Source organism: Herbaspirillum seropedicae (assembly GCF_001040945.1).
In the GTDB taxonomy this organism is placed as follows: Bacteria; Pseudomonadota; Gammaproteobacteria; order Burkholderiales; family Burkholderiaceae_D; genus Herbaspirillum; species Herbaspirillum seropedicae.
The window spans coordinates 2,327,534-2,340,904 of record NZ_CP011930.1 but is presented as its reverse complement, the minus strand read 5'-3'; the positions used below and the strand labels follow the sequence as shown (position 1 = coordinate 2,340,904).

At 60.2% G+C, this 13,371-nt stretch carries 14 protein-coding genes; 7 read left to right on the top strand and 7 right to left on the bottom strand.

Annotated features, from left to right (window positions below; all coding sequences use genetic code 11):
- Window positions 1-105: 105 nt before the first annotated feature.
- The 7 genes from ACP92_RS10365 to rpsF form a co-directional block, all read right to left on the bottom strand.
- Window positions 106-1,113, bottom strand: a complete 1,008-nt coding sequence (locus ACP92_RS10365; RefSeq protein ID WP_013234063.1) for an inorganic phosphate transporter — start codon at window positions 1,111-1,113, stop codon at window positions 106-108.
- A 61-nt stretch (window positions 1,114-1,174) separates the two neighbouring features.
- Window positions 1,175-1,801, bottom strand: coding sequence for a DUF47 domain-containing protein (locus ACP92_RS10360; RefSeq protein WP_006462640.1), 627 nt, complete (start codon window positions 1,799-1,801; stop codon window positions 1,175-1,177).
- Between the two features lie 205 nt (window positions 1,802-2,006).
- Window positions 2,007-3,452 (bottom strand): replicative DNA helicase, encoded by a 1,446-nt coding sequence (locus tag ACP92_RS10355; protein ID WP_041310594.1) that lies wholly within the window; start codon window positions 3,450-3,452, stop codon window positions 2,007-2,009.
- 204 nt (window positions 3,453-3,656) lie between these two features.
- Window positions 3,657-4,109, bottom strand: a complete 453-nt coding sequence (rplI, locus tag ACP92_RS10350; protein ID WP_013234060.1) for a 50S ribosomal protein L9 — start codon at window positions 4,107-4,109, stop codon at window positions 3,657-3,659.
- 26 nt (window positions 4,110-4,135) lie between these two features.
- On the bottom strand, window positions 4,136-4,420 hold the full coding sequence (rpsR, locus tag ACP92_RS10345) for a 30S ribosomal protein S18 (RefSeq protein WP_006462643.1): 285 nt from the start codon (window positions 4,418-4,420) through the stop codon (window positions 4,136-4,138).
- Window positions 4,421-4,475: 55 nt separating this feature from the next.
- Window positions 4,476-4,775: a primosomal replication protein N gene (gene priB / locus ACP92_RS10340; protein ID WP_013234059.1), complete on the bottom strand. Its 300-nt coding sequence runs from the start codon at window positions 4,773-4,775 to the stop codon at window positions 4,476-4,478.
- Between the two features lie 21 nt (window positions 4,776-4,796).
- Window positions 4,797-5,162, bottom strand: a complete 366-nt coding sequence (gene rpsF / locus ACP92_RS10335) for a 30S ribosomal protein S6 (RefSeq protein WP_006462645.1) — start codon at window positions 5,160-5,162, stop codon at window positions 4,797-4,799.
- A gap of 396 nt (window positions 5,163-5,558) precedes the next feature.
- On the opposite strand from rpsF, the gene lexA reads away from it, so the two are divergent.
- The 7 genes from lexA (at window position 5,559) to ACP92_RS10300 (ending at window position 13,370) form a co-directional block, all read left to right on the top strand.
- The gene (gene lexA / locus ACP92_RS10330; RefSeq protein ID WP_013234058.1) at window positions 5,559-6,209 is read left to right on the top strand and encodes a transcriptional repressor LexA; all 651 of its coding nucleotides are present in this window, start codon (window positions 5,559-5,561) and stop codon (window positions 6,207-6,209) included.
- Between the two features lie 197 nt (window positions 6,210-6,406).
- The gene (locus ACP92_RS10325) at window positions 6,407-8,383 is read left to right on the top strand and encodes a tetratricopeptide repeat protein (RefSeq protein WP_013234057.1); all 1,977 of its coding nucleotides are present in this window, start codon (window positions 6,407-6,409) and stop codon (window positions 8,381-8,383) included.
- Window positions 8,384-8,716: 333 nt separating this feature from the next.
- Window positions 8,717-9,805 (top strand): flagellin N-terminal helical domain-containing protein, encoded by a 1,089-nt coding sequence (locus ACP92_RS10320; protein WP_013234055.1) that lies wholly within the window; start codon window positions 8,717-8,719, stop codon window positions 9,803-9,805.
- Between the two features lie 78 nt (window positions 9,806-9,883).
- Entirely contained in the window at window positions 9,884-10,243 is a 360-nt protein-coding gene (locus ACP92_RS10315) for a flagellar protein FlaG (RefSeq protein WP_013234054.1), read from the top strand.
- A 226-nt stretch (window positions 10,244-10,469) separates the two neighbouring features.
- Entirely contained in the window at window positions 10,470-12,542 is a 2,073-nt protein-coding gene (gene fliD / locus ACP92_RS10310) for a flagellar filament capping protein FliD (RefSeq protein ID WP_013234052.1), read from the top strand.
- 28 nt (window positions 12,543-12,570) lie between these two features.
- Window positions 12,571-13,035: a flagellar export chaperone FliS gene (gene fliS / locus ACP92_RS10305; RefSeq protein ID WP_013234051.1), complete on the top strand. Its 465-nt coding sequence runs from the start codon at window positions 12,571-12,573 to the stop codon at window positions 13,033-13,035.
- 5 nt (window positions 13,036-13,040) lie between these two features.
- Window positions 13,041-13,370 (top strand): flagellar protein FliT, encoded by a 330-nt coding sequence (locus tag ACP92_RS10300; RefSeq protein WP_013234050.1) that lies wholly within the window; start codon window positions 13,041-13,043, stop codon window positions 13,368-13,370.
- Window position 13,371 lies beyond the last annotated feature (1 nt).

Genomic DNA, 13,371 nt, shown 5'->3' with positions numbered 1-13,371 from the left:
GGACGTAGATGTAGTTTTCTTGAGCAGCAAAGCAAAAAGCCACGTGAAAACGTGGCTTTTTGCTTTTGGGCGACCGCTGCACACGCAGCGGCTGCAACGGCTGGCTTACAGCACGTGCACGCCGATCCACCAGGCGATCGCCGCCACGAAGGCCGAGGCCGGGATGGTGAAGATCCAGGCCCAGACGATGTTGCTGGCCACGCCCCAGCGTACGGCCGACATCTTCTGCGCCGCGCCCACGCCGACGATGGCGCCGGTGATGGTGTGGGTGGTCGAGACCGGGATACCCAGGGCGGTGGCGATGAACAAGGTGATCGCACCACCGGTTTCGGCGCAGAATCCGCCGACCGGCTTCAACTTGGTGATCTTCTGGCCCATGGTCTTGACGATGCGCCAGCCGCCAAAGAGCGTGCCCAGGCTGATGGCGCAGTAGCAGGAAATGATCACCCACATCGGCGGCGCTTCCGGCGAGGAATAGCCGGAGGCGATCAGCAGCATCCAGATGATGCCGATGGTCTTCTGCGCGTCATTGCCGCCGTGACCCAGGCTGTACATGGAGGCCGACAGCAGTTGCAGGCGGCGGAACCAGCCATCGATCTTGCGCGGCGTGGAGCGGAAGAATATCCATGACACCACGAGCATCATCAAGGAGCCGAACACCAGGCCCAGCAAGGGCGAGAGCACGATGAAGAGGATCGTCTTCAACAGGCCCGCCGAGATCAGCGCGCCAGTGCCGGCCTTGGCCACAGCCGAGCCGACCAGGCCGCCGATGAGCGCGTGCGAGGACGAGGACGGGATACCGTAGTACCAGGTCACCAGGTTCCAGAAAATGGCGCCGATCAGGGCCCCGAAGATGACGTACTGGTCAACGATGGCCGGCTCGATGGTGCCCTTGCCGACCGAGGCCGCCACGTGCAGCTGGTGGAAGACGAACACGGCGGCCAGGTTGAAGAAGGCGGCCATGGCCACGGCCGTCTGCGGGCGCAGCACGCCCGTGGAGACCACGGTGGCGATTGCATTGGCGGCGTCGTGGAAGCCGTTCATGAAGTCGAACAGCAGCGCCAGGACGATCAACAACGCGAGGATATGTAAGCTGATTTGGATTGTTTGCATGGGGAAACCGTTGTGTGAAGCCAGCGGCGTCCCCCTGAGGAATCGCCGCTACGCCGGGGGATCAGGCGTTTTCGACGATGATGCCTTCGATGATGTTGGCTACGTCTTCGCAGCGGTCGGTGACGGTTTCCAGGATTTCGTAGATGGCCTTGAGCTTGATGAGCGTGCGCACATCCGGTTCATCGCGGAACAGCTTGGACATGGCCGCGCGCATGACATGGTCGGCGTCGGACTCCAGGCGGTCGATCTCCTGGCAGATGGCCAGGATCTGGCGCGAATTGTCCATGTTCGACAGCAGACCCACTGCCGATTGCACCTTCTCCGCACAGGACAGGCACAGCTCGGCCAGGCGCTTGGCTTCGGGGGTGATGGCCTTGATGTCGTAGAGGGAGATGGTCTGGGCGGCGTCTTCGAGCAGGTCCAGGATGTCATCCATGCGGGTGATCAACTGGTGGATGTCGTCGCGGTCCAGCGGGGTGATGAAGGTCTTGTGCAGCAGTTCGATGGCATTGTGCGTGACCTTGTCGGCTTCTTTCTCGACGGCTTCAATGGCATGCACACGGATTTCGAGGTCATCGAAATTGGTCATCAGCGCTACCATCTCTTTCGCACACTTGACCGCCAGCTCTGCATGCTGATTGAAAAGGTCAAAGAATTTGCCTTCCGTCGGCATCAATCGTCCAAACATTTTTCTCTCTCATCAATGGTTAGCGCCCGTCTCGGGCGCCGTCTCGAACCGGCCTGCGGTATGGCCCCTTAAAAGCCGGAATCCCCGCCCTGCCGGTACTGCACGGAGGGCCTCGGGAGCCCTCCGTCTTGCATGACACGGGCGGCGACAAGCCTCCCGTGATCCTTGTTCGACGGCGCGCATCTGCCGCGCCGCCGGAAATCGATCAGTCGCCGCCGTAGGGTTGCGCCAGATTACCGATGTAGTTGTCGTACTTGGTATACATCCCCAGAAACGAGAGGCGAATGCTGCCAATCGGACCATTACGCTGCTTGCCGATGATGATTTCCGCCGTCCCCTTGTCGGGAGAGTCAGGATTGTAAACTTCATCACGGTAGATGAACAAAATAACGTCAGCATCCTGCTCGATGGCGCCCGATTCGCGCAAGTCGGACATCACGGGGCGCTTGTTGGGGCGTTGTTCCAGCGAGCGGTTCAGCTGCGACAGGGCAATGACCGGGCAATTGAGCTCCTTGGCCAGGCCCTTCAAGCTCCGCGAGATTTCCGAGATTTCAGAGGCGCGGTTTTCGGAAGAGCTGCCGCCGTTGCCCGACATCAGCTGCAGGTAGTCGATGATGATCAGGCCCAGCTTGCCGCATTGGCGGGCCAGGCGGCGCGAGCGTGCGCGCAATTCGATGGGCGACAGGGCCGGCGTTTCGTCGATGTAGAACTGGGCATCGTTCATCTTCTGGATGGCGTGCGTCAGGCGCGGCCAGTCCTCATCGAGCAGGCGACCGGTACGCAGGCGGTGCTGGTCCAGGCGGCCGACCGAGCCCAGCATACGCATGGCCAGCTGGGCGCCGCCCATTTCCATCGAAAACACCGCTACAGGCAGGCCCGATTCGATGGCGACGTGTTCGCCAATGTTGATCGAGAACGCGGTCTTGCCCATGGAGGGACGACCGGCCACGATGATCAGGTCGCCTGGCTGCAGGCCGGAAGTCATCTTGTCCAGGTCCATGAAGCCGGTGGGCACACCGGTGATATCGCTGGAGCTGTCGCGGTTGTAGAGCTCATCGATGCGCTCGACCACTTGCGTCAACAGCGGCTGGATTTCCATGAAGCCCTGCGAGCCGCGCGAACCTTCTTCAGCAATGGCGAAGATCTTGGATTCGGCCTCATCCAGCATGGACTTCACATCCTTGCCCTGCGGATTGAAGGCATTGCCGGAGATTTCGTCGGCCACCGTGATGAGCTTGCGCAGGATGCCGCGATCACGGACGATCTCGGCATAGCGGCGGATGTTGGCCGCTGAAGGCGTATTTTGCGCCAGCGCGTTCAGGTACACCAGGCCGCCCACCTCTTCGGCCTTGCCGCTGGTGGACATGGCCTCGTAGACGGTGATGACGTCAGCCGGCTTGGTGCTGTTGATGAGCTTGACGATGTGCTCGAAGATGATGCGGTGATCGTAGCGGTAGAAGTCCTCGGCGCTGACGAAGTCGGCGATGCGGTCCCAGGCCGCGTTATCCAGCAGCAGGCCGCCCAGCACCGACTGCTCGGCCTCGATGGAGTGTGGCGGCACGCGGAGCGCGTCGATCTGGGGATCGGAGGACTCCTTCTGGCCACGGAAAAATTCTGGATTGCCGCGGGACGATTCTTTCATGGCGCGCATTATAACCTGCTGATGTGAAGCCGTTGGTCAGGGCGGACGTTTTTGCACACCCCGATGCTGCGTGCGAACGAATGCAACATCAAGACATCCGCCGCCCCGGCCAATGCGGCCGCCAGAAGCGGGATATCTTGATCAAACTGACAATAAAAAAGCCAGGCGAACCCGGCTTTTCTATTGCAAAACGAATTGCAGCAAACAGGCGTATTACGCTTGCTCGCCCTTGACTGCGATGGTGACATCGACCACCACGTCGGTGTGCAGAGCCACCGACACGGGGTGTTCGCCAACGATCTTCAGCGGGCCGTTGGGCAGACGCACTTGCGCCTTTTCCACGGCGAAGCCCTTCTTGCCCAGGGCTTCAGCGATGTCGAAGTTGGTCACCGAACCGAACAGACGACCGTCAACGCCGGCCTTCTGCGAAACTTCAACGGTAGCGCCGGCCAGCTTTTCGCCTTGGGCTTGGGCAGCGGCCAGCTTCTCGGCAGCAGCCTTTTCCAGTTCAGCGCGCTTGGCTTCGAATTCAGCGATGGCTGCATCGGTAGCGCGGCGGGCCTTGCGTTGCGGGATCAGGAAGTTGCGTGCGAAACCGTCCTTGACGCGCACGACATCACCCAGACCGCCGAGATTCACGATTTTTTCCAACAGAATGACTTGCATGTTTTTCTCCTATTTCTCGGCGCAGATTACGCGTTGTGCAGATCGGTGTACGGCAGCAGGGCCAGGTAACGCGCGCGCTTGATGGCGGTGTCAACTTGACGCTGGTAGTGGGCCTTGGTACCGGTCAGGCGTGCCGGCATGATCTTGCCGTTTTCCTGGACGAAGTCCTTCAGGGTGTCCACGTCCTTGTAATCGACCTGTTCAACGCCAGCGGCGGTGAAACGGCAGAATTTCTTGCGCTTGAACAGCGGGTTTTGCTGTTGACGCTTGTTTTTCAGCTTGCTTTTATCGAACTTTTTACCGAATGCCATGGTTGGCTCCTGTATCTAAAAATTGGGTAAGGTCTGTTTGGCTACCTTGCGCCGCTCAATCCGGCGCGACCGGGCCAAAATCAACGATATGAAACACGACGCTCTTGCTGTTGCGATTCCTGCGGGCCAGAAAGCCGGTGAACCGGAAGATTTCACCCAGTGCCGCCCTGTTGAGCGCACCCGAGATTTCCCCCGCTGCCAGCGCCGCGATCTCGAATTCGACCTGACGCTTCATGCCAGCTTCCACCTGTTCCGACTGATGCTGCAACCTGGCAGTGACAATCGGTATACCGGCCGGCGTATAACGTAGGACATCACGTTCGGCCAGGCTGGCGATGACTTGAAACTGGTTCACTCTCCGCGATGTTCGCAGCGCTTAAGCTGCCGGAGCTTCGGTACGGCTCTTGGCCGCGTCTTCCTTCTGCACTGCCTTCAGGATGGGGGAAGGACCGGTTTCGGCCTTCTTCATCTTGACGGTCAGGTGGCGCAGGACGGCGTCGTTGAACTTGAAGCCGGTTTCGATTTCAGCCAGCGTTTCGCTGTCGACTTCGATGTTCAGGCAGACGTAGTGAGCCTTGGCCAGCTTCTGGATCTGGTAGGCCAGTTGACGACGACCCCAATCTTCGACACGGTGGACCTTGCCGCCGCGGGTGGTGACGATGCCCTTGTAACGCTCGATCATCGCCGGCACTTGCTCGCTTTGGTCCGGGTGGACGATAAATACGATTTCATAATGACGCATGTAGACTCCTTATGGACTTATTGAAGACGCCCACCCCGGCGTCAAGACGGGTGTGGGAAGAGGAAAACCCAAGATCATACAAGCTTTTGGATAGAACAGCAATCATCGGCAGGTCCGACCGACGCCTGGCAGAGACAAATCACCTTCATTGAAGGACAAGAAGACGCAGGAAGGCGCTGGGCGCAGGAAGAGAGCGATCCCCTCACCATTTTCAACCCCTCTATATATAGAGGGCCAGCTGCCCATCTATCCATAAGTGAACATAAGTGAAGAAAAACCGCAAAAGCCGCTTTTTCGACCGCTGGAAATGCATGTTGCCGTTGACACAAGGATTGCACCTGTATAAAAATACAGACTGTTCATCCACACAGCCTTCCCCGAGAGAAAGGCCCTTCCATGCTCAAACTGACCGCGCGCCAGGAACAAATCCTGAACCTGATCAAGAACGCCATCGAGAACACCGGCTTCCCTCCCACGCGCGCCGAGATTGCCGCAGAGCTGGGCTTTCGCTCTGCCAATGCTGCCGAAGAGCACCTGCAGGCCCTGGCGCGCAAGGGCGCCATCGAGATCTCGCCCGGCACCTCGCGCGGCATCCGCCTGCGCGAACCGGGCGGCCAGGCTGCCAGCCGCCAGATGGCGCTGCCCCACCCGGCCCTGATGCAACTGAGCCTGCCGCTGATCGGGCGCGTGGCCGCAGGCTCCCCCATCCTGGCACAGGAACACGTGGAAAAGACCTACCAGGTCGACCCAGCCATGTTCTCCGGCAAGCCGGACTATCTGCTCAAGGTACGCGGCATGTCCATGCGCGACGCCGGCATCCTCGATGGCGACCTGCTGGCCGTGCGCAAGACCGACCAGGCCCGCAATGGCCAGATCGTCGTGGCCCGGCTGGCTGACGAAGTCACGGTCAAGCGCTACCAGAAGACCGGCTCGGTGATCACCCTCTTCCCCGAAAATCCCGACTTCAAACCCATCATCGTCAAGCCCAACGAAGAACAGTTCGCCCTGGAAGGCCTGGCCGTAGGGCTCATGCGCAGCTGGAACTAGGCGCCAGGGGCCGCCACCGCGCCGCAGAAAGCTCTGCACTGCGGCCCGGAAGCACCCGTTCATGCAAAACCTTCGTCTAAAACGAAGGTTTTTTGCTTTCTGTTTTCCTCTTCGCCTGGACTTCGGCGCGCATATCATCCCTGCTGGAAAGCTATATCCGGTGCAACTACAGCACCCAACCACAAGGACCCCCTTCGATGTCGACGCGCAAGAACAGCAACAAGCACGGCAAGCCGGCCACCCCGCCGCCCAAGCATCCCCTGCAAGACCTGCTCGACGTGCGCAAGGCGCTTGACCTGCTGGATAGCCGCAAGACCGACGAAGCCAAGGCGTTATGCATGGCGGTCCTGTCGCGCAATCCCACGCTGGTGTTCGCCAATCATGCGCGCGGACTGGTGGCCATGCACGAAGGCAAGTTCGCCGACGCCGAAGCCTATCTGCGCAAGGCCATCGAAGCCGATCCGGAAAACGCCGAATACATGAGCAACCTGGCCGGCACGGTGCTGAGCCAGGATCGCATCGACGAAGCCATCGCCCTCTACGAACACGCCATCCGCATCGACCGGGACCACCGCGCCTCGCGCATAGGCCTGGCCAATGCGCTGCACGAGAAGAACGACCCGGAAGCCTCGGTCGCCTACTTCGAGGACGCCGTCAAGCGCGAACCCAATGCGCCCGGCCCCCTCTCCCACCTCGGCCGCGCCCTGATCGAATGCAAACGCTACAACGAAGCCGTGGCTGTGATCCTGAAGTCGCTGGAACTGCAGATCAGTTTCGCGCCGTCCCATACCGCCCTGGGCGAGGCCTTCCATGCCATGGAGATGTACAAGGAAGCCATCGAGTCCCACAAGACGGCCATCCTGCTCGATCCGCAGGATACCTATGCGCACAACAAGATTGCCGATTCCTACCTGAAGCTGAACCGGATCGACGAGGCCCACGAACACCTGTTGCGCGTCATCGAAATCGCCCCCAAGGATCCCAATGCCTACGTCAAGCTGGGATCGAGCTATTTCTCCACCAGTGACCGTTTTGACGATGCCATGCGCATGTTCAACAAGGCGCTGGAGGTGGATTCCAAACACGCCCTCACCTACAACAACATCGGCGCCATCCAGCACGATCACGGTGACCTCGAAGACGCCATCGGCAACTTCCGCAAGGCACTGGAACTGCGCCCCAACTATCCCACAGCCAGGCACAATATCGCCCTGAGCCTGCTGCTGCAGGGTCACCTCAAGGAAGGCTGGGAGTGCCATGAGAGCCGCCTGGTGACGCGCGAACGCTCGCACGTCTACCGCCTGATCCATAAATTGTTCGACTTGATCCCGAAGTGGGACGGCAAGTCCTCCCTGGCGGGCAAGTACATCCTGCTGATGCACGAACAAGGTTTCGGCGACAGCATCCAGTTCCTGCGCTACGTGCGCATGGTGCTGGACCAGGGCGCACGCGTGGCGCTGCACGTCAAGAATCCGCTGTACCGCCTGTTCCAGTCCTATTCCCCAGAGGTGACGCTGGTCCGCGAAAGCGATCCGCTGCCGCCCTGCGACTGCGCCTACGTGCTCATGAGCCTACCCTACGCCATGGGCACCGATACCGTGGACGACATCCCCAGCGTGCCCGGCGGCTACCTGTCAGCCGATCCCATCCTCAAGAGCAGCTGGGGCGAGAAGATCCGGCAGTTGAGCCAGTCCCCCGAGAAGCTGCGCGTGGGTGTGGTCTGGGGTGGCAACCCGGAACACGGCAACGACCGCCACCGCTCCATTGCCATGGACAAGTTCGCCACTCTGTTCCAACTGCCCAATATCGAGTTCTACTCGTTGCAGAAAGGCAAGCCCCTGGATGCCTTCAAGGCCCTGCCCCCGGGCCTGCCGATCTTCAACCTGGGCGATGACTGCCAAGACTTCGCGGACACGGCCGCGGCCATCGCCAACCTGGACCTGGTGGTCAGCGTGGACACCTCGGTGGTCCACCTCGCCGGCGCCCTGGGACACCCCACCTGGGTACTGCTGCCCCATGTGCCGGACTGGCGCTGGCTGCAGGACCGCGAGGACTCGCCCTGGTACCCGGGCATGCGGCTGTTCCGTCAACCGGCACTGAGCGACTGGGAGTCCGTACTGACCAAGGTGGGCCAGGAACTGGTCGCGCTGCAGCAGAAGAAAGCCGGAAGATGAAGGTTTCCCTCCAACAATTATCAGATTGACACCACAAAAAAGGCCGCCCACTAGGGCGGCCTTGTCGTTTCTGAGAAATTTCTTTACCACAACAGATATTTTCCTAAAGTTTTTCAGATTGCCGTCGAAAAAGGATTTGCTTGGAGTTTCAAAGCACGCAGTTTTAGTTCGGAAAGTCTTGAAAAAGATTTTTTTGCGTAAAACCCTAAACTTTTTCCAAGACTGCCCGATAAAGCAATCAACAGAGGTTGAAACGCCTGGGGCTCATGGGTAGAAGACCAAAGTTAAGCACTGAAACTCGGATCATCGGTCTCAAATCTTAGGAGAATTAACATGGCATCAGTCATCAATACCAACATCCCGTCGCTCAATACGCAACGGAACCTGAATGCGTCGCAATCGTCCCTGAACACCTCGATTCAACGTCTGTCCTCCGGTCTGCGCGTCAACAGCGCCAAGGACGACGCCGCCGGCCTGGCCATCGCCGACCGCATGAACTCCCAGGTCAAGGGTCTGGCAGTTGCACAACGTAACGCCAACGACGGTATCTCGATGGCGCAAACCGCTGAAGGCGCTCTGTCGACCGTCGGCGACAACCTGCAACGTATGCGTGAACTGGCTGTCCAGGCTGCCAACGGCACCAACAGCGCACAAGACCGCAAGACCCTCAACGACGAATACACCCAGCTGTCCCAGGAAGTGTTCCGCGTCCTGAACGGCACCAGCTTCAACGGCCAGAACCTGTTCACCGGTACCGGCCAAGGCGCTTCGGCTGGCACCGGCTCTGATTCGGCCAACGTGTCGGCTTCCCTGACCCTGTCCTTCCAGGTCGGCGCCAACGTGTCGGACAACAAGCTGAACGACCAGATCACCATCACCCTGGATGACCTGTCGAACAACGGCACGATGGCCAACGTCATCGGCACCAGCGCCAAGGGCCTGATCGGTCTGGGCAACACCTCCGGCGTGAGCACCGCGCAAGCGACCTACACCTCGGCCAAGGCTGCCCTGGACAACCTGTTCGCTACCGGTTCCTCGCTGTCCTCGTCGGCCCTGGCTTCCTCGGCTGTGACCCTGCAAGCTACCGTTGACAGCGCCAAGCTGGCTCTGGACCAAGCTGTTGCCGCCCCGTCGGCTCAAAGCGATGCACAGAAGGCGATCCAGAACCTGGACAAGGCCATCAGCCTGATCTCGTCCAAGCGTGCAGAGTTCGGTGCCGTGCAGAACCGCTTCAGCGCCGTCATCAGCAACCTGCAAGTGTCGAGCGAGAACATCACCTCGTCGCGCAGCCGTATCATGGATACCGACTACGCGCAGGAAACCGCGAACCTGACCCGTGCGCAGATCCTGCAACAAGCTGGTAACGCGATGCTGTCGCAGGCGAACTCGGCTCCGCAGCAGGTCCTCTCGCTGTTGAAATAAGCCTGATAGCTAGGTAGGATGACGTGCGGGGGATAGTCCATATTCTCCGCACGTTCCTTTAAGGAAGGGAGTAGCACCATGTCGATTGCCCCACTCAATATCGCATCCGCGGCTGACTCCGGCACCGCTTACGCACTGCCGAAGACCGCAGCCAAGCCTGACCCCGTGGTATCGACCGTCGCACCAGTAGCCGCTCCGGACGCCCGTCGCGCTACCGATAGCGAAGTCAACGACGCCGTCAGCAAGCTCAATGATTTCGCCGCCAGCAATGCCGCAGCACTGAACTTCTCGAAAGATGAAGACACTGGCAAGACCATCGTCAAGGTCATGGACACCGCCACCGACACGGTGATCCGTCAGATCCCCAGCGAAGAAGCGATTGCCATCGCAAAATCGATCGACAAGATGCAAGGCTTGCTGATCAACCACAAGGCTTGAGTTATACCTCGAGTCTGCTACGAACTGCAGTGGCTCGAATGACGTCATGCGCCAATGGACCATCATTGCGCATGATGGATTCGACTACCCCAGTTCATAACGGATTCACCTAGACATCCGCACAGCGTCCCTCCTGCACCGACGCCGTACTTGAGAGCCACTCTCCTCTTGACCGCGCCGCCGCCCGCATGGCGCTGTGCCCCAGCAAAGATTGAGGAGTTGAAGCATGGCTACATCCACCGGCACCATTTCCACTTCAGCAGGCCCACTCGACGTCGCCACCCTGGTCAGCCAGCTGATTTCGGCCGAAAGCCAGTCGCAACTCACTCCCCTGACCACCCAGGCCAGCAGCTACAACACGCTGATCTCGGCCTACGGCAGCTTGAAGAGCGCCATGTCGACCTATCAGTCGGCCATCAAGGCGATGACCTCCGCCAGCTTCAGCGCCCAGAAAAGCTCGGTCAGCAACGCCGGCACCGGCAGCAACCTGACCACCGATCCGTTCTCGGCCGACATCAACGGCGATGACTCCACCAAGATCCTGGCGCAAAAGATCCAGTCTGCCGGCATCAGCAGCGGCACCACCTTCAATGCGGGCGACTCCATCGCCATCAAGATCGGCACCAATTCCCCCGTCTTCGTCACCCTGCAGGCCAATTCCACCCTGGCCGGCGTGCGTGACGCCATCAACGCCGGCAAGACCGGCGCGACGGCTTCCATCGTCACCGATGGCGCGGGCGACCACCTGGTGCTGGAATCCAATACCGGCGGCACCGCCAATACCATCAAGGTCACGGCCAACAACAGCCTGTCCGGCTTCTTCTACGATCCGTCCAGCTCCACGCCCAGCACCATGACGCAGACGCAGGCCCCGCGCGACGCCACCAAGGCGGCCTCGGGCAACTACGCCGTTGCGGTGTCCCAGCTGGCGCAGGCCGAGAAGCTGAGCTCGGCCAGCATCGCCCCGGGCAGCACCTTCGACAACGGCCTGCTGGCCATCAAGACCGGCAGCGGCAGCACCACCATCATCAAGCCGACCACCAACACCCTGGCCGGCGTGCGTGACGCCATCAACAGCAGCGATGCCGGCGTCAATGCCACCATCGTCAGCGACGGCACCAATGACCACCTGGTCGTCACCGCCAAGAACAGTGGTTCGACCAACACCATCAAGATCACCGGCACCGAGAACTTCGCCGTCTTCAACTCGGACCCCAGCGGCACGGTGACTTCGCCCAATGTCGCCAGCGGCCAGACCTACAGTGCCGGCAACCTGACCCTGAAGGTGGGCGACAGCAGCTTCAATATCGCTCCCGTGGCCAACGGCAGCGGCAATATCGACCTGACCCAGGTGAAGCTGGCTATCAACAACGCCAACGCCGGTGTCACCGCCTCCATCACCAATGACGGCAGCAACGACCACCTGGTGCTCACGCCAACCGGGTCCAGCGCCACTGCAGCCGTCTCGCTGACCGGCACCAGCGACTATGCCGGCCTGAGCATGAGCGGCATGGGCCAGTTGCTCAAGGCGCAGGACGCCAAGCTGTCCATCGACGGCGTGAACGTGACCAGCCCGACCAACAAGGTCGAGAACGTGATTTCGGGCGTGACGCTGAACCTGTCCAAGGTCACCACCTCGGCAGACAACTTCACCCTCAACATCAGCAACGACACCTCGGGCATCACCACTGCGGCCAACTCCTTTGTGACAGCCTACAACACGCTGGCCAAGGCAGTGGCCGGCATGACCGCGCAGACGCCTTCGACCACCCTGGGCCAGGCCAACACCTCGGCGCCGCTGGCCAGCGAGTCCTCGGTGCAGACCATCATGAGCCAGCTGCGCAATACGCTGTTCAGCACGGTGGATGGCGGCAATGGCATCAACACCCTGTCCGACATCGGCATTTCGTTCCAGAAGGACGGCACGCTGGCGCTGGATTCGACCAAATTGTCGACGGCCGCGACCAACAATTTCGCTGGCATCGCCAATCTGTTCGCTGGTACAGACCCTGATCCGACCAACACCACTTCGTCCAAAAATGGTATTGTCACCAAGTTGCAGACCTTGATGACCAGTCTGCTCAGCGACAACGGCATCATCGCCACCAAGACCAGCGGCCTGCAAGCCAGCCTGAAGATCAATCAGGACCGCCAGACGGCGGTGCAGAGCCGCTTGTCCAACCTGAAAGATGCCTACACCAACCAGTTCAACCAGCTCAATCTCACGCTCTCCAGCATGCAGTCGACCCAGAGCTACCTGACCCAGCAACTGGCCAACCTGGCCAAGAGCAGCGGTTGAGCTGAATCCGCGAACATAGGAGAAAGTCATGTTCGGAACCATGAAACGCGGGGCCAACGCCTACGCCAATATCGGGGTGGAAACCGGCGTCCTCGCCGCCAGCCCGCACAAGCTCATCACCATGCTGTTCGATGGCGCCCTGGTGGCTATCGCGCTGGGCAAGAAGTACATGGCCGAAGGCAACATCAAGGACAAGGGTGAATCGATCACCAAGGCCATCCTGATCGTGGACAACGGCCTGCGCGCCAGCCTGAACAAGGAAGTCGGCGGTGAACTGGCGCTCAACCTGGATTCGCTGTACGAGTACATGAGCCGCCGCCTGTTCGAGGCCAACGCCACCAACAATCCCGCCATCCTGGATGAAGTGCACAGCCTGCTCGAAGACATCCGCTCGGCCTGGGAACAGATCGGCCCCAATGGCCAGCCGGCCTCGATGCAGGCTGCTCCTGCCCCGACCGCTGCATTTTCCCAACCCAGCTTCGCAAAGGCTTGACTGACATGAATGGTGACGAGGTCATCGCCATCTACGAGTCGATCTCCCGATTGACTGATGAAATGCTGGCAGCCGCCCGCGCTGCCGACTGGGAACTGTTGGCCACGCTGGAGACCCAGTGCGGCAAGCACATCAGCAACCTGCGCAATTGCGAGGAGAGCATCTCGCTGTCCGATGAGCTGCGCAGCCGCAAGGTCGACATCATCAAGAAGATCCTGGAAGACGACCGCGACATCCGCAACCTGACCGAACCGGGATTGCGCAAGCTGTCTGCCCTCATCCAAAGCAACCAGACCGAACAGAAGCTGCTCAATACCTACGGCATGGGTAGTTGAC